The sequence below is a fragment of the Acidimicrobiia bacterium genome (assembly GCA_041393965.1).
Lineage (GTDB): Bacteria > Actinomycetota > Acidimicrobiia > Spongiisociales > UBA5794 > UBA5794.
Genome location: JAWKJB010000001.1, coordinates 732,935 through 753,907 on the forward strand (window position 1 = coordinate 732,935; position 20,973 = coordinate 753,907).

The window sequence follows — 20,973 nt, forward strand, 5'->3', positions numbered from 1 at the left end:
CATGGGGGCCGATCCGGTGCTGATCAACGGTGAGCCTGTCGAGCGGGCCTCTGCCGCGGTCTCGGTCTTCGACATCGGGTTCCAGCGCGGATACGGCTGCTTTGAAGCGATGCGCTCGTATCGCGGAGTCCCGTTCCGCATGGATCAGCATCTCGACCGGCTGGCGGGCAGTGCAGCCAATCTCAGGATCCGGCTTCCGGCCATCGACGATATCCGTGCATGGTGTCTGCGGGTTGCAGCCCCAGGGGATGGGGTCGTGCGGGTCTTCGTGACAGGTGGTACCGACATGGGGAATCCCGGGACGAACAGTGCTGTCATCGTCTTCATGGAACCGCTCCCCAACATCCCGGAGGTGTTCAGGCTCGATCTCATCGATGCTCCGTGGCATCCCGATGGCCATGTCAGCGAGCTGACGGGAGCCAAGACGCTGTCGTACGGCCCGAATCTCGCGGCGACCCTCGCGGCGCGAACTCGGGGGTTCGACGATGCGGTCCTGATCGGTGTTTCGGGGTCGGTGCTCGAAGGTCCGACCTTCTCGATCGGGTGGGTGCGTGACGGGGCGATTTCGACACCGGGCCTCGATGCGAACATCCTCGAGTCCGTCACGAGGGCGGCGACGCTCGAAGTCGCACGAGCAGAGAACCTTGAGGTTCGAGAGGGCTCATATCCTGCACGGGACCTTCTCCGAGCAGACGAGATCTTCGTGATGTCGACCCTCAGGGAGGTGAGCCCGGTGGTGCGCGTGGCTGACACCGACTTTCTTCCCGGGCCGGTCACCGCTGTGCTCCGGGCGGGCTTCCTTGCCATGGTGGAGGCCGCATGCATCCGGTGATCACCGAGGTCGACCAGCTCTATGAGGGGGTTGTGACGAACCCCCGAGGCTGGACAGCGCAGAGCTTCGCTGACTGGGCCGACAGCGTCGCCGCCACCGGATCGATCGACAGGGACTCAGCCAAGCACCTGCGACGGATCGTGAGGACCGGCGAGCGACTGCGAGATTTCTGGATCGATGACGGACGGGTCGCCGATGCTTCGATCGGGTGGCGTTCCCGTGTGGATCTGTCCTTTGGAGCGAGAGCGTGGCGCCCCGTGCTCGACCTTGCGATGTGCCTGCTCGAACATGAACCCGATCCCGAGCTGTTCGAAACGGTCGCCGGGCTCTTCAGACTGGTGCATCATCGGCCGTGGCTCGACGGCATCGAGTACGACGAATGGCGCCTCCAAGCAGGGCGCAACTGATGATGCAGGGTAGGCTCTGTTCATGCGAAGAACCATCGGTGTCGTTGCGGCGCTCACCGCATCAGTCTTGGTCGCGTCGTGTCAGGGATCCGGAAGCGACGCAACGACGACCACCCGGGATTCGTCGCTGTTGAGCCTTCCCGCACCGCCGTCGACCACCATCGCCACGACGACGACCTTGTCCCCGATCGACAGCCTCTCCGCACCGGAGTACCAGATCATTCAACGCACGCCCGGTGACACTGGTGACACCGTGATCGTCTTGTTGGATCCCACCAGCTACGACACGATCACCGACATTGATGTCCAGGACCTCATCGCCGAGATCGTCGACCTGTTCCCACCGATCGCGACCGCACACATCATCGATGACCCTGCGGCGGCGAATGTGGTCGGCGATCCGGAGGCGACCAAGGCAATGCTCGATACGATCGCCGACCATTATCTCGCACGCCTCGACAACGGGTTCCATATCACCTTTCTCGGTCCTCTCGCCGAATCAGGATCGAATATCCTCGGATCGTGATCAGGTCAGCAGCAGCGTCGCCGTGATGAGGAACCCGGCGAAACCCGTGAAGTCGGTCACCATGGTGAGGAAGATATTCGAAGCCAGCGCGGGGTCAAGGCCGAGCCTTCCGAGGAGCACCGGGATGCCAGCCCCGACGAATCCCGCGATAAGGAATGCGACCCATACGGCGATGAAGACGATCAGTGCGAGGTCAACGGGTGGGATCGTTTCGGCTGAGCCACCCTCGAAGATCCCGACGGTGAGGGCCGCCATGGCTGCGGCGATCAGCGCCATCACCGTGCCATCGACGATTCCAACGGCAACTTCCCTTCTCAGCGCCCGCCATGCCCGACCATGTGGCAGGTCGCCGACCGCCATCGATCGGATGATGACGGCAAGGCTCTGGGCCCCCGAGTTCCCTGCAAGTTGGGCAACCATCGGCATGTAGGCCGCGAGCACGGCAAAGGTGGTGAGCGTCGATCGGAACTGGGAGATGACGCCAGCGATCACGACCCCGACGGCAAGGTTGAAGACGATCCACGGAAGACGCCTCCGCACGGAGCGTCGAACCGGCGTGAAGACAGATTCCTCTTCACCCGCACCGACCATGACCGCGATGTCCTCGGACATCTCGGCCTGGATGGCGTTGATGGCCTCGGAGAACTTCACCATCCCGACGAGTCTTCCTCCTGCCTCCACGACCGGAATCGCGATCAGGCGATATCGGTGGATGAGCTCTGCAACCTGTTCGCGGTCCGTTTCGGGATGGACCGTCACCAGCGTCGGCTCAACGACATCTCCGAGCCGCTCCGACGGCGATGCGAAGACGAGATCACGGAACGAGACAACACCGACGAGCCGATTCTCGGCGTCGACCGCATACACATACAGCAGATTGGATCCGAGCTCGGCATGCAGCCGCCGCAGTTCCTCGTTTGCCGCGTGGACGCTTATGTCGACGGGGAGGCTCGCGACATCCGTGGTCATCATGCCGCCGGCGGTGTCGGCGGCATGAACGAGGAGTTCTTGGATCTCGGTCGCCGTCGAGTGGTCGAGTGCTGCGAGGATCGCCGTTCGCTCCTCAGGTTCGAGCGCCCCGACGACATCGGCAGCCTGATCGGGCTCCATCAATGCAACCATTGCTGCTGCGTCCTCGGTGCCCATTTCCTCGAAGATGTCAGCGGCGGCTTCGGGGTGCATCTCATCGAGCACCTCACCGACCGACTCGGGATCGAGCTCGGAGAGCAGGTTCGCTGCCCCGACCTCCCGAAGTGCCTCGAGAATGTCGGCCGCGTCGTGGGGATCCTGCTCAGCGAGTTCTTCCCATGCCCCCTGATGTCTGTCGAGGTATTCCTCGGCCTGAGTGGGGTTCCGGCGCGCGAGATCCCGAAGGGACGAGCCGAACTGGCGCGGGCGCGGGAGACGAAACTTCACAGCGTGCACAGCCTACCGACACCGTCGCTGATCGCTTTGGCGCAATGCAGTAAGCCCCCAGGGGGGTGGGGGCCTACTGCGGGGTTGGTGGACCCCCAGGGGGGACGAGGGGTCCACAAGGGTCGACAAGTCGACCCAGCACTCTGAGGATATCCTGTTTCACGGCCGTAGCAACCCGGAATCTCCGAGAGCCTCAGACGATTCTCATGATGCCGCTCGGCCCGTGTGCGAAGTCTCGCTCGACGATGCGTCCAATCGTCCAGCCGGTGGCGCCCTCATCGGTGAGGGCTGCATGCATCGCGGCTTCGAGCGGCGCATCCACACAGAGGAGGAGACCACCGCTGGTCTGCGCGTCCACGAGAATCAGCTGATCGATTTCGGTTGCCTTCCCGAACTCGCACATGGCATCAACGGACCGCAGGTTCCTTCTGGTGCCTCCCGCGATGAATCCTCGCTCGGCGAGCGGGCGTGCGCCGTCGATGAGGGGAACGGCGTCGAGGTCGACGAGGGCGCTCACCTGCGATCCTCGGACGATCTCCGACAGGTGGCCGAGGAGCCCGAAGCCGGTCACATCGGTTGCCGCCTTGACACCGACCCTGCGTGCTGCATCAGACGCCGCCCGGTTGAGGGCAACCATCGTGTTCGTTGCCGCCTGTGTCTGGCGCACCGTCGCCTTGCCCTGTTTGATGGCGGTCGCGATGATGCCGGTACCGATCGGTTTGGTGAGGATGATCACCTGACCAGGCGTTGCGGCTGAGTTGGTCATGAGATCGGACGGCGCGGCGAGCCCGGTCACGGCGAAACCGTATGTCGGCTCGGAATCGTCGATGGAGTGTCCTCCGATGACCGTGCAGCGCGCCTCTTCCATGATGGCCATCCCCCCTTCGAGCACTGAGCTGAGGGTCGCAAACGGCAGATCGTCGCGGGGCCATCCGATCAGCTGGAGGGCCGTGAGCGGTTCGGCGCCCATCGCGTAGATGTCGCTGAGGGCGTTGGCCGCTGCGATCCGACCCCAGTCGTACGCGTCGTCGACGATGGGAGTGAAGAAGTCCACGGTCTGCACGAGGGCACGGTCCGGGGCAACCCGGAAGACGCCGGCGTCGTCGAGACCCGCGATCCCCACGAGGAGATCCGGGTGGCTGGTGGCTTTTGAGGCGTGCAGGGGGCGCAAGACCTGCGCCAGCTCGTCAGATGCGAGCTTGCATCCTCAACCGGCGCCGTGGCTGAATGCGGTGAGGCGGATATCGTCCATGACCGCAAAAGTAGTGGGTGGCGAGCCTCGCCCGCGGTTTTCCGTTCACGGTTCACGGTTCACGCTTGCGCGGTGGGGGGTGAAGGTCGGGTTGCGGTCCGCAGTATTCTGCGCAGCGGAGGTACACATGCGCGTAGCGGTGGTTGGTGGGGGCACGATGGGTGTCGGTATCGCCCATCGGTTCGCCGCGAAGGGTGCAACCGTCGAGATCGCCGATATTGACCTTGAGACTGCACGCGCCGCTGTGGAGCGAACGGGCGTGAGTCTCGACAAGGCCGAGAGCCGCGGGAAGCTCGATTCTGCGACTGACGCCAAGGCTCGTTTGTCGGCGGTCGCGAGCCTTGAACATGTGACGCACCGTCCCGATGTCGTCATCGAGGCTGTCATCGAGAACATGGACCTCAAGCGGGGTCTGCTCGCGACAGCCGAGGAATTGGATCCGACCGTCTTGGGCACCAACACATCGAGCCTGTCGATCAATGCCCTCGCACGGGATCTCACCGCACCGGATCGTTTCGTTGGCCTGCATTTCTTCAATCCCGTTTGGGCGATCCACCTCATCGAGGTCATCAAGGGAGAAGCGACCAGCAACGAGACCCTCACCCGCGTCGCCGAGATTGCCTCATTCCTCGACATGGAACAGGCCGTGATCAACGACGCACCCGGATTCGCGACCTCACGCCTCGGTGTCCTCGTCGGGCTCGAAGCGATCCGCATGGTCGAACAGGGTGTCGCCGCGCCAGCAGATATCGATCGGGCGATGTCCCTCGGATATCGCCATCCCATGGGGCCCCTCATGCTCGGCGACCTCGTGGGGCACGATGTCCGTCTCGGGATCGCACGCCACCTCGCAACGGTGTACGGCGAGCGGTTCGAGCCGCCGCCGCTGCTGGTGTCGATGGTGGAGGATGGCAAGCTCGGCAAGAAGTCGGGCATCGGGTTCTACGACTGGACCTCAGGCACCGCGGTGCCTGTCAAGGAACCCTGAGACGATCGCCGCCGTCGCCTCCGGCGTATCCGTGAGCGGGTTGTGTCGCGCTCGGCTGATCACGAGGTGTTCAGCGTGAGGCCCGATCTGACGGGCCATCTCTGCCCCGATCCGCGAATAGGTGGGGTCCCGTTCACCGGTCAGGATCAGCGTCGGCATGTCGAGCGTCCCGAGCCTCCACCAAACCGGGTCGAGGCTGCCCTGGCCATAGCCGATGACGGCCGAGGAAAGCCCGGCGGATGTGTTCTCGAGGCGGACAGCCCGGTCGGCGAGGCGCACCGAGTCGGGGAGATGGGTCGTGGCCGTCAGGCCCCTCGTCGTCCACTCGTCGATGAAGGCGGGAACCGTCATCGAAGCGATCTGGCGGGCGAGTGCAACATCTCGTCGATGGCGGGCGGCGCGTGTTTCGCGATCGGCGATGCCTGCGGTGCCAGAGATGAGGATCAGGCTCGATGGGGACAGGTCGGTGGTCGCGGCAACGGACAGCGCGAGACGGGCACCCTGGGAGTATCCGATGAGCGGGGTTTCGTCGCCGATACCCTTGATGATTCCAGCGACCGCAGCAATCGTTGCCCCAGCGTCGCAGGACGCGGCATCCGACGCACCGTGGCCAGGCAGATCGGGAGCGATGATTTCGTGTCCGGGGATTGCCAGGGAGGCGAATTGGCTGCCGGTGTGCGTGAAGCCGTGGAGTGCGACAAGAGGTAAGCCTGAGCCGAACCGCCGGACGGCGAGCATGTCAGGTCTCGTCGACGGGTATTTCGCGGGTGAGGATCCGGTACGCGATAGCTGCGATGGCGACGATTGCGACCAACGCGATGATCTTCTTGGCCATGGCACGAATCGTAGCTGAGGGTGTTGCTTGCCCGCTGGGAATCGCAACGGTCCCCGGTACGCTCTTGGCCATGTCCGCCGATGCCCCAATCCGTCCGCTCGTGGTCAAGTCAGCGAAGCTCCTGAAGCACAGTCGGGCCACATCGGTTCCGGGCAGCATCTCGGCCAGCGTGGTGTCGGTACCGTGACCGGGCCGCTTGCACCATCCCGACCTTCGACGCTTCGCGCCTATGTCGAGCTGACAAAGCCGAGGATCATCGAGTTGCTGTTGATCACCACGATTCCGGCGATGGTGGTCGCTGCCAACGGTTGGCCTGGCCTCGATCTGGTACTCGTCGCCCTCATCGGCGGTTCGCTTTCCGCCGGTGGGGCGAATGTCATCAACCAGGTCTACGACTCGGACATCGACCGCTCGATGTCCCGGACACAGAAGCGGCCGCTTCCGACCGGGCGAGTGTCGCTTCGGCAAGCCACCTGGTTCGGTATCGCGCTCGGTGTCGGCGGCTTCGTGGTCCTCGCGGGCGGGGCGAACCTGCTCGCGGGAATCCTTGCCGCTGCCGCCTTCATTGGATATGTCCTTGGTTACACGATGGTGCTCAAGCGCTCGACGACGCAGAACATTGTCCTCGGCGGAGCCGCAGGGTCGGTTCCGGCGCTGATCGGGTGGGCCGTGTACACGGGCGGTTTGGCGCCGGAAGCCTGGTTCATGTTCGCGGTGGTGTTCTTCTGGACACCCTCGCATTTCTGGGCACTCTCGCTCAAGTACCAGGAGGACTACCGGGCCGCATCCGTGCCGATGTTGCCGGTGGTCGTTGGCATCGGCCCGACGCTCACCAACATCTTGTGGTATGCGGTCATCATGGCCGGCGTGGCGATCATGCTCATTCCGGTCGGAGGACTCGGATGGATCTACGCGGCCACCACCGTGACGCTGTGCGGCCTGTCCGTAGCCTTCGCAGCACGGCTCCGGCGAAATCCCAACCGGGCGATGCCCTACTTCGTGTTCACCAACCTCGTGCTGGCAGGGGTCTTCCTTGCCATCATGCTCGACCGCCTCGCAGCAACACCTTCGCTCGGACACAGCTACGCGTGGATGACGGTGGCATCGACGATCGTCGGGATCGGTGTGGTTGGTGTGGTGTCGGTCGAGAGCGGGAAGGGCATGCGCGCACCCGGGATTTCGGTGCTTCGCCATGGGATCGAGGTCGGGGCGACGGTTGCGTTCGTCGGCGTCATGGTCCTCGTGGGGTGGCAGTCGGTCGTTGCCATCTGTGTGGGGCCATGCCCGTGACGGACACGGCTCCCATCCGGGACGAGGAACGGTTCGACGAGTCCGGGGTCGCCCGGTACCTCGCCACCGAGCTTCCGGAGCTGTTTCCGACCGACGACATCGTGTTCGACCAGTTCCCGGGTGGTGCCGCCAACCTCACCTACCGGGCCGTGGCGAGTACCGGCGACGAATATGTGCTGCGGCGCGCACCGTTGGGCGAGGTGGCAGAACATGCCCATGACATGGCTCGCGAATACCGAGTCCTTTCCCGGATCTGGAAGGCATATCCGCTCGCACCGAGGGCATTCCACTATTGCGACGATCCTGGGGTGATGGGCAAGCCGTTCTTCGTGATGGAGCGTCGCCACGGCCATGTCGTCAGGGACCGGTGGCCGTCGGCGTTGACAGACCCAGCCGTGCAACGGCGCGTGGCATGCTCGCTGGTCGATGCCCTCGCCGATCTCCATTGTGTCGACGCGGACTCCGTGGGGCTCGGCGAGCTGGGGCGACCCGACGGGTTCATCGACCGGCAGATCGAGGGTTGGGCACGACGGTGGGATGCAGCAGCGACCCGGACGGTCCCCGACATGGAGCGTGCCGCTGAGCTGCTGGCGTCGTCGGTGCCCACCGCGCAGCGGACCGGAATCCTCCACAACGATTTCAAGCTCGACAACACGATGGTTTCCGGTGAGGGTTCCCTCGTTGCGGTGTTCGACTGGGACATGGCGACCCGCGGGGATCCCCTCGTCGACGCGGGGACCCTCCTCGCGTATTGGGTCCAACCCGGCGATCTAACCCACCTGATCTTCGGCGAACACGCTGTTGCCATTGGTGAGGTGATGCCGAAGGCTGAGGTCGTGGAACGGTACGCGGCTCGGAGCGCGTTGGATCTCGGGCAGATCGCGTACTACGAGGCTCTCGCAAGGTTCAGGATCGCGGTCATCATCGAGCAGATCTATGCACGGTTCATGGCCGGTCAGACCTCAGATGCGCGCTTTGCGTCCTTCGAGCCGATCGCCCCGCTGCTCGCGGGGTCCTGCCGCGCCCTCCTCGAGGGGTAGCATCGTCTCCCACCGAAGGGTTGCTGTGTCACACGACGAGCCGCATCTCAAGAGTCAGCGCAAGCCGGACATCGAAACCGAGGTTGTGCGCGCCGCCGAGATGCGCTTCGGTGACGGCTCGTTCCCGGTCCTCGCCGGGCCGGGAGCGGTCGAATCGGTGGACCAGATCATGACCGTGGCCCGAGCCGTCGGCGAAGCCGGGGGTGCCGTCGTTCGTTCCGCAACCTTCCTTCCGCCCGAACTTGCCGGGGACTTCACGCCGCTTGGTGCCGAAGGGCTGTGGCTCCTCGAACACGCAAGTCGGGGCACCGGCCTTGCGACCTCCACCTTTGCCTTCACGGCAACGGAGGCATCCCTTGCATCGAACCATGTCGACCTCATCGAGATCGGCCCTTCGCGCATGCATGACCGGAATCTGCTCATCGCAGCAGGGGAGACGACGAAGCCCGCCATCGTGCATCGAGCGGCGGGCGCGACCGTTGACGAATGGTTGCGGTCGGCCGAGACGGTGACGGTCGCCGGAGGTACGGTGATTCTCTGCGAACGGGGGTCGGAGGGCCACGATCCGCGCACGGCCGGGACGATCGATATCTCGGCTGTCGCCGTTGTCCAACAGCTGTCAAACCTCCCAGTCCTCGTCAACCCCGCTCCCCTCGTCGGTTCCCTTGATCTCATCGCCCCCCTTGCGCTCGCGGCTCGGATCGCAGGAGCCGACGGCTTGATGGTCGCGGTTCACAACCAGCCCGATAGGGCTCAGTTCCGTGCCGGTGGACACCTCGGCCTTGAGGCGTTCGCTGTGCTGATGGACCACCTCGGCATTCCGTCGCTGCGTGACGACATCGACCGAATTGATCGAGAGTTACTCAAGCTGCTGGCAAGAAGACTCAGCAATTCGGTCAGTATCGGGATCATCAAGGCATCGAAGAACCTCGCCATGGAGTCGCTCGACCGTGAAGCGGAGCTGATCGCGGAGGCCAGGCGCGATGCCGACGAGATCGGGCTCGATCCCGACTATGTGGAGGACCTCATGCGGGTCGTGCTCCACCACTCCAAGGCCGCGCAGGTTCGGGCGCTGGGGGAGCGGGACCCATGATGGATGTCCTCGTCGGCGATGATGGAAGAGCCCGCTGCTGGTGGGGTGCCGATGATGATGACTATCGCCCCTACCACGACCATGAATGGGGGTTCCCTGAGCGCGATGATGTTCGGCTGTTCGAAAAGGTCTGCCTGGAGGGATTCCAGGCCGGGCTGAGCTGGCTGACGATCCTGCGCAAACGCGAGAACTTCCGTGCGGCATTCGCCGGGTTCGATCCGACCTTCGTTGCGGGTTTCGGCCGGTCCGATGTCGCCGCGCTGCTCAAGAACCGCGGCATCGTCAGGCATCGCGGCAAGATCGAAGCGACGATCAACAACGCTGCGCGGGCACTCGACATGGCAGCCGAATTCGGTTCCCTCGCCGACTACTTCTGGATGTGGGAACCCGAACGGCGGCCCGCACCAACCGTCATTCCGGCCATAACGGACATCTCGACGGCACTTTCGGCCGATCTCAAGGAGCGGGGCTGGCAGTTCGTGGGGCCGACAACGATGTACGCGTTCATGCAGGCGATGGGTCTCGTGAACGACCATCTCGCCGGATGCTGGGTCCGGCCCGCTGTCGAAGCAGCACGAGGCAGCTGATCATCGGCGGTTCATGTGTCGAGGAACTGTCAACGCTTGAACTCGCTCTTGGCCGCGCGGGTCATCAACTCGGTCAGTGCCTCGGTGACATCGAGATCCTCGTACAGGACCCGACCGACCTGTCGTGCGATCGGCATATCGACGCGGTGGCGCTCCGCGAGCCGAAGGACTCCCGCCGTCGACTTCACGCCTTCGGCGACCATGTTCATCTCGGAGGTCACCTCATCGAGCGTACGCCCCCGACCCAGCCCGAAACCAACGCGGTGGTTTCGTGACTGGGACGAGTTGCAGGTCGCGACCAGGTCACCAAGTCCTGCAAGCCCCGCGAAAGTTCGGAAGTCTCCGCCCATGGCAACTCCGAGCCGCGTCATCTCGACCAGTGCCCGCGTGATCAGCGTCGCGAGCGAATTGTCACCGAAGCCCTTGCCAGCGGCCATGCCGGACGCGATCGCCATCACATTCTTAACCGCGGCTGCGATCTCGGATCCGACGACATCAGGATTCGTGTAGACCCGAAAGGTCGGACCCATGAACATGTGCTGAAGCTCGGATGCGGTAACGCCGTCTTCGAAGGCGATCACCGTTGCCGCAGGCTGGCCCTCCATGATCTCCCTTGCAAGGTTCGGGCCCGTCAGAACACCAACGCGGGTCGGGTCGTGGTGCCGAAGCACATCGAGGGTGACCTCGGTCATGCGCATCAGGGTTTCGCGTTCGATTCCTTTCGAGAGTGAGACGATGGGAGTGGTGCGGTCGACGAGCTCAGCGAATCTCATGAGGACGGATCGGTATCCGTGGGAGGGCACGCCCATCACGATGACGGTTGCTCCATGAACGGCTTCCTCGATATCGGTGGTTGCCTGGAGTGTCGGAGGAAGGTCGAACCCTTCGAGATAGGCGTCGTTGCGGTGGTGCGAATTGATCTGGGCTGCGATGTCCGGGTCGCGTGCCCAGATCACCGTCTCGACTCGTGGTGCGAGCATCGTGCCGATGGTTGTTCCCCACGATCCGGCCCCGACAACGGTGTACTTCATGCGCGAAGCGTACCCCCGTCGTGCAACGCTTTTCGGCTGAGATGCGAGGCACTGCGGTCCTTAGCACGCGGTCTGCGGTCTGCTAGGTTCGCCGCGTGCTTCCCTCGAGCGTGCAACGGACACCGGGCCACACCTCGTACATCGTCGACACCTGTGTCCTTCTCGCGGATCCGAACGCGATTCTGCGTTTTGACGAACACGCGGTTGTGCTGCCATTGGTCGTCATCGAAGAGCTCGACCGTCACAAGTCGAGGGTTGATGAGGTCGGTGCGAACGCCCGAATGGCGATCCGACTCCTCGAAGACCTCGGCGCTTCGCGCGATGGCGGGCTCGGAGCCCCAAGAACACTCCCCGGAGGGGGTTCGGTGCGGATCGAACTCAACGGGATCTCCTCCAAGCGGCTCCCCGAAGTCCTCGACCCGTCCACGCCCGATCACCGCATCCTCTCGACATGTCTCAACATCGACGATGAATTCGGCGGTGCCGTGCTCGTGACCAAGGACGCCGCCCTCCGCATCAAGGGCGCTCAACTCGGCATCGTCGTCGAAGACTATCGGGGAGACACCGTCGAGGTCGATGAGTCGTACAGCGGTGTCCGCCAGATCGATGTTGCGACGAGCATCATCGATGCGATCTACGAATCCGGCAAGGTGGCCATCGAAGGCGTGCAAGGCATCGTGAACCAGTACCTGATCTTGAAGGGGTCAGGATCGTCGTCGGCTCTCGCAAGGATCGTCCAGGGAGGCACCGATCCGATCGCTGTCCGCGTTCCTGGCATTCGGCATGTCTTCGGCATCGAGACAAAGGACACGCGCCAGGCCTTCGCGGCCGATCTCCTCCTCGATCCTGAAGTGACGGCGGTGAGCCTCATGGGGATGGCCGGAACCGGCAAGACCTTTCTTTCGCTCGCTGCGGGCCTTGAGCAGGTGGTCGAAGCGGGGAGGTACCGTCGCGTGTCGGTGTACCGGCCGCTCATCGCGCTCGGTCGCCAGGAGGTCGGCTTTCTTCCCGGCGATCTTCACGACAAGCTCGAGCCGTGGATGGCAGCGGTTCATGACAACCTCTATGCGCTCTTCGATTCCGACGGAGGCAACCCGCGCCTCGCCGTGGAGGAGCTGTTCGAACGCGATGTCCTCGAGCTGGCCGCCGTCACCTATCTCCGGGGTCGGTCCATCACCAACGAGCTCGTCATCGTCGACGAAGCCCAGAACCTCGAACTGCCCACACTCAAGGTGATCCTCACGCGCATGGCTGCAAACTCGAAGGTGATCTTCTGTGGGGACCTCACCCAGATCGACAATCCGTATGTGTCCCCGTATGGCGGGCTCGCCGCGCTCATCGAGAAGTTCAAAGGAAACCCGATGTTCGGGCATATCACGATGGAGCGAACCGTCCGGAGTCCTCTTGCGGAGTTGGCGACGCAGCTGTTGTGATCACCCCCTCGGCAATCGCTGGCGCGACTGACTGACGGGAGCCGGACCGCGGTCGTCCGCTCGGAGGTGACGGCGGTGCCCTTGGGCGCTGATGGTCGTGCTCTAGTCTGATCGCCATGCCACCGACGAGCGACGACGGAGACCGGAAGGTTGTCGTGTGGTCCGAGACGGCCCTCGAGGGCGTCGTGCGGTCCTTCGGCGCCGCGTTCACCTCGGTGTTCCGAGGCTGGGGCCATGGCTATGGTCGGCTTGCCGAATCCCACGGGGCGTCCGTTGCAGGGGATGCGCTCGTTGCGGTTGCGCTGGCCGGATCGTTGTTCTTTTCCGTTCCCTCCACCGAAGCCCGCTCGAATGTTGCGCTCTACCTGCTCATCACGCTTGCCCCGTTTGCCCTCATCGGCCCTGTCCTGAGCAGGATCTTCGAGCGTTCCCCTGGCGCATACCGGGCAGGGCTCGCGATCTCCGCACTCGGCCGAATCGGTGTTTCGTTCGGGCTGATGCTCACCATCGACTCGCTGTGGTTGTTCCCGTTCGCCTTCCTTTCGCTCGTGCTGTCTCGCTTTCACGGTATCTCGAGGTCGAGTGTGCTGCCCGTGGTGGTGCGCGACACCAACGAGCTCATCGACGCGAACGCCCGCCTCGCGAGGGCGGGTGTCATCGCGGGGGCGGTGGTTGTCCCCGTCGGAGCAGGGCTCAATGTGCTGTTCGGGTCGACCGCGGTGCTGATGATGTCGATCGTGTTCTACACGATCTCGGCCGTTGCAGCGGCACAACTTCCCGCCGTTCCGAGACCCAAACGCAAGGTTGTGACCGGCCCACGGGCCCGTTTGCCACGGTCGGTTCGTCTCGCACGGTTTGCAACGGCCGGTGTCCGGTTCCTCAACGGGTATCTGGTGCTGTTGATTGCCTTTTCGATTCGGGACGCGGATTCGGGATTCGGAAGCCTCGCGGTGCTCTTGGGGGCCGCAGGGCTCGGATTCTTCCTTTCGGCATGGGTAGCGCCGGCAATCGGATCCCGCGTCAGGGAGGAACCCATGGTCGTCGGTGCCCTTGCGGTCCAGGCGATCGCAGCCTTCATCGGCGCCCAACTCGATTCCCTCACGGCTGCCGCCATCCTCGTCGCTGCTGCCGGCTTCGCGTGGGGAACGGCGAAGTTCGCATTCGACGGGATCATGCATGTGCTTGTTGATGAAGACAACAGGGCATGGGCGTTCACGAATGCTGAGACGATCTTCCAGATCGCGTGGGTCATCGGAGGTCTGATCCCGGTCCTGCCGTTCTGGCCGAGAGATCTCGGTCTGTTCTCGGCCGGTGTGGTCGCTCTTGTGATCCAGGTCGTCTATGTCAGTCTCGTGCTGCTCCCGATCGCCGACGAGCGAACCGCCTCCGCTTCCGTGTCGACATCGCCGCACACCCAACGAGCCGGTCCCATGGAAGCCGAAGCCCCAACTGCCGACGGGCCGGGGGTCCTTGATCTGCTGTAGACCGAGGTGTCGAGGTGAACGAGGTGTACAGTGTCAGATGTCGGCTGGCGCCGGAGCTTCAGGCGCAAATGCGCGGAACCGGTGTGCCTCGGTGCTCGGGAGTCGAACCGTGAGGTCGGTCCCCGAATCGGTGTGGCCGAGCTCGAGGACATCGCCGACGGAATGGATGTCGGCGATGACATCTCCCCGCGCGTACGGAATCGAGAGTGCGAGCTCGACCGTTTGGGCGGCGAGGCTGACCACCACCTGCTCGAGCAGTTGTGGTATTCCGTGCCCGGTCAGTGACGAGACGAACACGGCGTCCGGATGCAGTGCCTCAAGACGGCGTATCGCGGTGTGGTCGAGAGCATCGATCTTGTTGAACACGATCAGCTCGGGGACATCTGAGGCGCCGATGTCATCGAGGACGAGTCGCACCGTGGCGATGTGCTCCTCGAATTGGGCGTCCGACGCGTCGACGAGATGCAAGAGCAGATCCGCATCAGCGACTTCCTCGAGCGTCGACCGGAACGCCTCCACCAGTTCGTGCGGCAGATCCCGAACGAATCCGACCGTGTCTGATAGGAGGGCATTGTGGCCGTGTGGGAGCTCCAGTTTGCGAATCGTCGAGTCAAGGGTCGCGAAGAGACGGTCCTCCACGAGGACTCCGGCGTCGGTGAGACGATTGAACAGCGTCGACTTTCCTGCATTCGTATAGCCGACGATCGCGATGACAGGGTTACCGGATCGCTGTCGCTGCTTGCTTCGCGTCGCGCGGGAACGGCGTGCATCGGTGAGCTCGCGTTCGATCGTACGAATCCGATCGAGGATCCGGCGGCGATCGGTCTCCAGCTTGGTCTCGCCGGGGCCCCTCGTCCCGATACCTGCTCCCAGCCGTGAGAGCTCGACACCCTTGCCGCGCAGTCTCGGGAGCCGGTAGCGGTACTGGGCAAGCTCGACCTGGAGCCGTCCTTCGCGCGTGTGCGCATGTTGAGCAAAGATGTCGAGGATCAGGGCGACCCGGTCGACGACATCGCATTGGAACGCCTGCTGGAGGTTCCGCTGCTGGGCGGGCGACAGTTCGTTGTCGAAGACGACGACATCGATGTCGGCTGCACGCGATTCTGTAACCAGTTCGTTGAGCTTGCCCTTCCCGATGAAGGTCGCGGGATCAGGTCGTTCCCGCCGCACGAGGACGGCATCGACTGGGTCAGAGCCAGCGGTGTCCGTAAGGAGTCCGAGTTCGGCGAGGCTGACCCAGCCCGCTTCCTCGTCGCGGCGGGACCGGGCGACTCCGACGAGGAGCGCCCGCTGTCGGGCGACATCAAGATCGGTGACTGAGGCGGTGAGACGCTGTCGCTGGCGGGCGACATGGGCATCGGTCGAGTCGGCCATGGTCGTAACGCTACTCCCGTGTCGAGTCCACGATTCGAAGCGGTGATGTGATGGAATCTTGCCGGTCGCGCCCGAGGGTGTCTACGCTTGGAGTGACGCGGCGCTCTGTTGCCGCGTCCTGAGAACGACTTGGAGGCATTCAAGTGAATGAGAATCTGAAGAAATGGCTGCCGTGGATCGCGGTCGCGGCCGTTGCAGTGATCGTGATTGTGATCATTGCACTGTCAGGTGGAGATGACGACGACATGTCGGCGGACACCACGACGACAAGCGAAGCACCGGCTGACACGACAACGACGGCACCGGCAGACACGACGACCTCGTCAACCGAGGCTCCGGTTGTGTTCGAGCCGGTTCCCCTTGCGATCGGCGCGATGATGCCGCAGACCGGTGGTCTGTCGGCGATCGTTGCCGCACTCGAGGAACCGATCCGTATGGCGGTCGACGAGATGAATGCGGTTTCGGCGGGCCTCGTGACCGTCGAATACGCCGATACGGGCACTGACCCGGCGATCGCTTCGACCAATCTGGACCAGTTCCTGACCGGGAACCACCAGGCGATCCTTGGTCCGGCGGCGACCGGTGTGACGCTCGGCGTGTTCGACAAGATCAACGAGAGCCAGCTGCCGATGTGTTCGGGTTCGAACACCGGTGCTGCACTGTCAGCGGCGACCTACGACCCGTACTACACGAGGACTGCTCCGTCTGACAACATCCAGGCACCGGCTCTTGGTGACCTCGTGCTTGGGGACGGTGAGTCGAATGTTGCGGTCGTGTGGCGATCCGACGAGTACGGGCGCGGCTTCGGTGAGGCCCTCGCCAAGTACCACGAAGACAGTGGTGCAACGGTTCCCCTCGCCGAGGGTTACGACCACAACGCCGCATCGTTCTCCGATGTTGCGGCTTCGGTTGTCGATTCGGGTGCGACTGCTCTCGTCATGATCACCTTCGATGAGGGTGCCCAGATCCTCCAGGATCTCCAGGGCGCAGGATTCGATGGCCAGATCTATGTGGCGGACGGATTCAAGGACAATGTGACGGTCGACTCGGTGGGTGGCAACGCCGCCCTGCTCGAGGGCATCCGGGGTACGGCGCCATCGTCGGCTCCCGAAAACGGCGACCCAACCTTCCCTGACCGCTTCGCGGCCTTCTCGCCTGGCACCCCGACGATCTTCTCAGCGCATTTCTACGACTGCGCGATCGTGACGGTTCTTGCCGCCCAGGAGGCCCAGACGAACGACCCGACCGTGTTCGTCAACAACATGATCACGGTCACGAAGGATGGCGAGAAGTGCACTTCGTTCGCGGACTGCTTCGCGCTGCTCCAAGAGGGCAAGGACATCGACTATGACGGTGCGTCCGGTCCGTTGGACTTCGGTCCGAACGGGGAACCGACGATCGGAACATACGACTTGTTTGAGTACGACGCCGAAGGCGCTCCTCAGACCTTCGACCAGATCGTCGGTTCGATCTAGTCGACGAGTCGTCCGAGACGAGACGGGGTCCGGCAACGGGCCCCGTCTTCGCGTGGTCTGTCCTTTCGTGGTCTCGTCACATCAGTCGGTTCGCCCGAGCGTGCCGAGGTACAGGCCGATGACATTCTCGTCGTGGAGCAATTCGTGGCCGGTACCGGTGTACGCGTTGGCTCCCTGGTCGAGGACATACCCCCGGTCCGCGATCTCGAGGCACCGTCGAGCGTTCTGCTCGACCATCAGCACCGACACTCCCGAATCGGCGATCTCTCGGACCCGGCGGAAGACAAGGCTCTGATTTGCTGGCGAGAGACCTGCCGACGGCTCGTCGAGGAGGAGGAGGGACGGCGCCGTCATCAGGGCCCTGCCCATGGCCACCATCTGGCGCTCACCCCCCGACAGCGAACCTGCCTTCTGATGTGACCGTTGCGCAAGAAGCGGAAAGAGGCGTTCAACGGTCGGGATCCGTTCATCCCATCGCTTGGGATCGGTGAACAAGCCCATCTCGAGGTTTTCTTGAACGGTGAGGGACGGGAAGACATTCGCCCGTTGCGGCACATAGCCGACACCCGCCCTGACGAGGTCGTGCGCGGCCCGGTTCGTGATGTCCTCGCCGTTGAGACGCACTTCGCCGTCGCGTACGCTCACAAGGCCGAACACGGCCTTGATGAGGGTCGACTTCCCTGCACCGTTCGGCCCGATGATGCCAACGAGTTCGCCGGGATCGACATGGAGATCGACGCCACGCAGCACATCGACCCCCGGAATGTACCCGGCACGCACTTTGGTCGCGGTCAGTAGCGGATCCGTCATGTGGCCTCCTCCCCATGCTGTCGACCGAGGTATGCGTCGATCACCATCTCGTTGTTCGCAATCGCCCGCGGCGGACCCTCTGCGATGACCTCACCTTCGGCGAGGACGACGACCCAGTCCGAGATTTCCTGCACGACATCCATGTCGTGTTCGATGAAGATCACCGTCATGCCGTCGTCACGGAGGCTCGTGATGTGCCCGAGGAGCGACTGGGTCAGGGCCGGGTTCACCCCAGCCATTGGTTCGTCGAGCATGATCACTTCAGGGTCGACCATGAGGGCGCGGGCAACTTCGAGGAGCTTCCTCTGCCCCCCCGAGAGGGATCCGGCGAACTCGTCCTGCATGTGTGCCAGCCCGAATCGGTCGAGTAACGCTCGTGCCTTGTCGGTGGCGGCGCGCTCGGCCCGGGCCCAACCCCCAAAGAGAGCTCCCCGAAGCGTCTCGCCGGGGTTCTTCTGGTCGGCGACATGCATGTTCTCGATGACGGTCAACCGCGCGAGGGACTTCGTCAACTGGAAGGTACGGACCATGCCGCGACGCGCGACGCGATAGGCAGGTATTCCGATGAGCGGTCCTCCGTTGAGGTCCCAGTGTCCGTGGTCGGGGTCATCGAATCCGCTGATGAGGTTGAACAAGGTGGTCTTCCCTGCTCCATTCGGACCGATCAGGGAGGTGATCGTGTGCCGCTCGATCTCGAGATGGTGCACATCGACCGCGTGGAGCCCGCCGAAGGACTTGCGCAGCCCGTCGATCGTGACGATCGGATCGGGCTTTGGCACGCCCGGGACGGCTTCGACGCCATCGAGCCGGTGGTGGCGTTCAGTGGTCATCGATGAGGCTCTCATTCAGATCGCCAACAATGCCCTGCGGGCGGAAGATCATCAACACCATCAGTCCCACCCCGACGAGGATGAGCTTGACCTGTCCCGCTTCCGCCGGTGTCAGGAGGTTCCCAACCCAGTCGATGTTCGCCTGCGCTTGGGACATGAACCCGTCGAACGCGAAGAAGACGAATTGGAAGATGAGCGCGCCGATGATGGGTCCAAGAATGGTGCCTGCCCCGCCGAGTATCACGATGACATACAGGATGAAGGTGAGCCGCGGCAGGTAGGCATCGGGTGTCACATTCTGCTGCTCGATCGCAAGCAGGATGCCCGACACTGCGCCGATGGCGCCACCGAGCATGAGTGACTGCAGTTTGTAGCCGAACACATTCTTGCCGAGGGAGCTCGTTGCGTCCTCGTCCTCACGGATCGCCCGAAGGACCCTGCCCCATGGGCTCTTGATCAGGCGACGCACGACGAGCGCGAGAAGACACACGACAACCCAGCTGACGATCATCATCCACAGCGACCTTCCCGTCACCGTCCAGCGCCCAAACCCGTACACGGCGCCTCCGGGGAACGGGTTCAAGTCGAAGAATGCATTGGCGAAGCCCTGGATGCCGAAGACCCCGTTCGTCAACGGCTCTGCCCATGAGGACCGCACGATGAGCCGCAGCGCTTCTGCGACGGCGATCGTTGTGATGGCGAGATAGTCAGCCCGCAGCCGGAGGGTCGGAAGTCCGAGAACGAGTCCGAGGACAACAGCGACAAGGATCCCGACCGGGATACCGAGCCACAGAGAGCCACCTGCCTCGACGGTGATGGCCATTCCGTACGCACCGACCATCATGAATGCAACCTGGCCGAAGTTGAGCAAACCCGTGTATCCGAACTGGAGGTTCAGGCTGATGGCCGACACTGCGTACGCGGCGGTCACCGGGCCGATCATGGCGAGAACCCCGTCACGGAGGATCGCTACGACATCCATCAACCGACCCTCTCGCGGGTGCCGAGCAGCCCCTGTGGCTTGATCAAGAGCATGATGATGAGGATGATGAGACCGACGGCTGCTTTGAGCTCCGACGGGAAGAACAAGGTGCTCATCTCCACGGCGATACCAACGACGAAGGCCCCGAGCATCGCGCCGTACGCGGTGCCGAGGCCTCCGAGGACGACTGCCGCAAAGATCAACAGCAGCAGGCGAAAGCCCATGTCCCATTGGACCGCTTCGGTCAGCCCGAAGAACACGCCGCCGAGCGCCGCAAGACCGCCCGCCATGGTCCAAGTCAGGGTCACGACCCGGTCGACATCGATACCGGATGACTCGGAAAGGTCCGGGTTGTCCGAGACGGCGCGGAGCGCCGTTCCAGTCCTCGTCTTCTGGAGGAACAAGCCGACGAGCCCGAGGACGACCACACCGACGACGATCGTCGCGAGGTTCTTTGGGACGACCGGTATACCAAGAATGTCGATCGGGGACTGACCGGTGAACTCGTCGTAGAAACGCCGTGTGCCTCCGAAGATCACGAGGATGAGGTAGCGGAGCGCGAACGACAAGCCGATCGACACGACCATCATCGACACGACACCCATCCGCCGTTTGCGAAGCGGCCGCCACATCCCACGGTCCTGCACCAGGCCGAAACCTGCTCCGAGCAACACCGCAACGAGCCCGGCAACCACAAGACTCCATCCGGGCCCTGCGACGGAGGTACTGAAGAAGTAGGCGAGCACGGCGCCGATCGTGACCATCTCGCCGTGCGCGAAGTTGACGAGTCGGGTCACCGCGTAGATGAGCGAGAGCCCAACCGCGCTGAGTGCGATCACAGCGCCGAGCTTCAGGCCCGCGAAGAACAGGGCTCCGGCCCTTTGATAGGCGGGCGACGATCCTGCCGTGCTTTCGCCAAGGGGGAACAGGACGGTGCGTTGCCGTCCCTGTTGCACGACGATATCGTCGAGGGTCGATCGGTCAGGGTCGGTGAGGGAGACATCCTCGGGGAGAGTCGTGGTGTCGAGTTCGACGGTGTAGGCGCCGGGCCCGGGAACGAGAACGGACCACACGCCATCTGCGTCGCTCGTTCCCTCGCCGATGACCGAACCGTCTTGTGAGACCGCAATCCGCACGCCCTCGACGGGGACGCGCTCGTCACCCGTCACGGCAATCAGCGTTCCGCCGATGCCCTCTCCTTCTGCGAACGCCGAGCCCGTGAAGGCGAGCACCGCGACAACCACAGTGCAAACACAGGCGAGACCCTTGATGACACGAAGCACGGTGG

General features: G+C 63.6%; 19 protein-coding genes and 1 pseudogene. 11 read left to right on the forward strand and 9 right to left on the reverse strand.

Annotated elements, in window-relative coordinates:
- Nucleotide 1 precedes the first annotated feature (1 nt).
- From R2823_03950 to R2823_03960, 3 genes are read left to right on the forward strand one after another with little or no spacing between them, the layout of a single operon-like run.
- The gene (locus R2823_03950) at nt 2-832 is read left to right on the forward strand and encodes an aminotransferase class IV (protein MEZ5175340.1); all 831 of its coding nucleotides are present in this window, start codon (nt 2-4) and stop codon (nt 830-832) included.
- Nucleotides 820-1,239, forward strand: a complete 420-nt coding sequence (locus R2823_03955; protein ID MEZ5175341.1) for a hypothetical protein — start codon at nt 820-822, stop codon at nt 1,237-1,239. The genes R2823_03950 and R2823_03955 overlap by 13 nt, the downstream gene beginning before the upstream one ends.
- Nucleotides 1,240-1,261: 22 nt before the next feature.
- The gene (locus tag R2823_03960) at nt 1,262-1,765 is read left to right on the forward strand and encodes a hypothetical protein (protein ID MEZ5175342.1); all 504 of its coding nucleotides are present in this window, start codon (nt 1,262-1,264) and stop codon (nt 1,763-1,765) included.
- Here R2823_03960 and mgtE read toward each other — a convergent pair whose 3' ends face one another.
- On the reverse strand, nt 1,766-3,181 hold the full coding sequence (gene mgtE, locus R2823_03965; protein ID MEZ5175343.1) for a magnesium transporter: 1,416 nt from the start codon (nt 3,179-3,181) through the stop codon (nt 1,766-1,768).
- Between the two features lie 193 nt (nt 3,182-3,374).
- A pseudogene (selD, locus tag R2823_03970) lies at nt 3,375-4,376 on the reverse strand (selenide, water dikinase SelD).
- A gap of 184 nt (nt 4,377-4,560) precedes the next feature.
- Here selD and R2823_03975 point away from each other — a divergent pair.
- Entirely contained in the window at nt 4,561-5,421 is an 861-nt protein-coding gene (locus R2823_03975; GenBank protein MEZ5175344.1) for a 3-hydroxyacyl-CoA dehydrogenase family protein, read from the forward strand.
- Here R2823_03975 and R2823_03980 read toward each other — a convergent pair.
- A complete protein-coding gene (locus R2823_03980) occupies nt 5,389-6,159 on the reverse strand; it encodes an alpha/beta fold hydrolase (GenBank protein MEZ5175345.1) in 771 nt (256 codons plus the stop codon). The two genes, R2823_03975 and R2823_03980, sit on opposite strands and share 33 nt — an antisense overlap.
- A gap of 280 nt (nt 6,160-6,439) precedes the next feature.
- Between R2823_03980 and R2823_03985 the strand changes: the two genes are divergently transcribed.
- Genes R2823_03985 through R2823_04000 form a run of 4 tightly spaced genes read left to right on the forward strand, consistent with a single transcriptional unit; the run spans nt 6,440 to nt 10,266 of the window.
- Nucleotides 6,440-7,546: a heme o synthase gene (locus R2823_03985; protein ID MEZ5175346.1), complete on the forward strand. Its 1,107-nt coding sequence runs from the start codon at nt 6,440-6,442 to the stop codon at nt 7,544-7,546.
- Nucleotides 7,537-8,586, forward strand: coding sequence for a phosphotransferase family protein (locus R2823_03990; protein MEZ5175347.1), 1,050 nt, complete (start codon nt 7,537-7,539; stop codon nt 8,584-8,586). Before R2823_03985 ends, R2823_03990 begins: the two co-directional genes overlap by 10 nt.
- Nucleotides 8,587-8,611: 25 nt before the next feature.
- Nucleotides 8,612-9,679, forward strand: coding sequence for a chorismate mutase (locus R2823_03995; protein MEZ5175348.1), 1,068 nt, complete (start codon nt 8,612-8,614; stop codon nt 9,677-9,679).
- Complete coding sequence (locus R2823_04000; GenBank protein ID MEZ5175349.1) at nt 9,679-10,266, forward strand: DNA-3-methyladenine glycosylase I; 588 nt, start codon at nt 9,679-9,681, stop codon at nt 10,264-10,266. Before R2823_03995 ends, R2823_04000 begins: the two co-directional genes overlap by 1 nt.
- 29 nt (nt 10,267-10,295) lie before the next feature.
- Here R2823_04000 and R2823_04005 read toward each other — a convergent pair whose 3' ends face one another.
- Entirely contained in the window at nt 10,296-11,297 is a 1,002-nt protein-coding gene (locus tag R2823_04005) for an NAD(P)H-dependent glycerol-3-phosphate dehydrogenase (protein MEZ5175350.1), read from the reverse strand.
- A gap of 95 nt (nt 11,298-11,392) precedes the next feature.
- Between R2823_04005 and R2823_04010 the strand changes: the two genes are divergently transcribed.
- Together R2823_04010 and R2823_04015 are read left to right on the forward strand one after the other, a co-directional pair.
- The gene (locus R2823_04010; protein ID MEZ5175351.1) at nt 11,393-12,730 is read left to right on the forward strand and encodes a PhoH family protein; all 1,338 of its coding nucleotides are present in this window, start codon (nt 11,393-11,395) and stop codon (nt 12,728-12,730) included.
- Between the two features lie 116 nt (nt 12,731-12,846).
- Nucleotides 12,847-14,214 carry a hypothetical protein gene (locus tag R2823_04015; protein MEZ5175352.1) on the forward strand — a complete coding sequence of 456 codons (1,368 nt, stop codon included), beginning with the start codon at nt 12,847-12,849 and terminating at the stop codon, nt 14,212-14,214.
- A 33-nt stretch (nt 14,215-14,247) separates the two neighbouring features.
- Here R2823_04015 and hflX read toward each other — a convergent pair whose 3' ends face one another.
- Nucleotides 14,248-15,588 carry a GTPase HflX gene (gene hflX, locus R2823_04020; GenBank protein MEZ5175353.1) on the reverse strand — a complete coding sequence of 447 codons (1,341 nt, stop codon included), beginning with the start codon at nt 15,586-15,588 and terminating at the stop codon, nt 14,248-14,250.
- A 143-nt stretch (nt 15,589-15,731) separates the two neighbouring features.
- Here hflX and R2823_04025 point away from each other — a divergent pair, with 143 nt between their 5' ends.
- The gene (locus tag R2823_04025) at nt 15,732-17,063 is read left to right on the forward strand and encodes an ABC transporter substrate-binding protein (GenBank protein ID MEZ5175354.1); all 1,332 of its coding nucleotides are present in this window, start codon (nt 15,732-15,734) and stop codon (nt 17,061-17,063) included.
- Between the two features lie 81 nt (nt 17,064-17,144).
- Here R2823_04025 and R2823_04030 read toward each other — a convergent pair whose 3' ends face one another.
- The 4 genes from R2823_04030 to R2823_04045 are packed head-to-tail and all read right to left on the reverse strand — an operon-like array spanning nt 17,145 to nt 20,968.
- Nucleotides 17,145-17,873 (reverse strand): ABC transporter ATP-binding protein, encoded by a 729-nt coding sequence (locus R2823_04030; protein ID MEZ5175355.1) that lies wholly within the window; start codon nt 17,871-17,873, stop codon nt 17,145-17,147.
- Entirely contained in the window at nt 17,870-18,703 is an 834-nt protein-coding gene (locus tag R2823_04035) for an ABC transporter ATP-binding protein (GenBank protein MEZ5175356.1), read from the reverse strand. The genes R2823_04030 and R2823_04035 overlap by 4 nt, the downstream gene beginning before the upstream one ends.
- A complete protein-coding gene (locus R2823_04040; GenBank protein ID MEZ5175357.1) occupies nt 18,693-19,685 on the reverse strand; it encodes a branched-chain amino acid ABC transporter permease in 993 nt (330 codons plus the stop codon). Before R2823_04040 ends, R2823_04035 begins: the two co-directional genes overlap by 11 nt.
- Nucleotides 19,685-20,968, reverse strand: a complete 1,284-nt coding sequence (locus R2823_04045) for a branched-chain amino acid ABC transporter permease (protein ID MEZ5175358.1) — start codon at nt 20,966-20,968, stop codon at nt 19,685-19,687. The genes R2823_04040 and R2823_04045 overlap by 1 nt, the downstream gene beginning before the upstream one ends.
- Between the last annotated feature and the right edge of the window lie 5 nt (nt 20,969-20,973).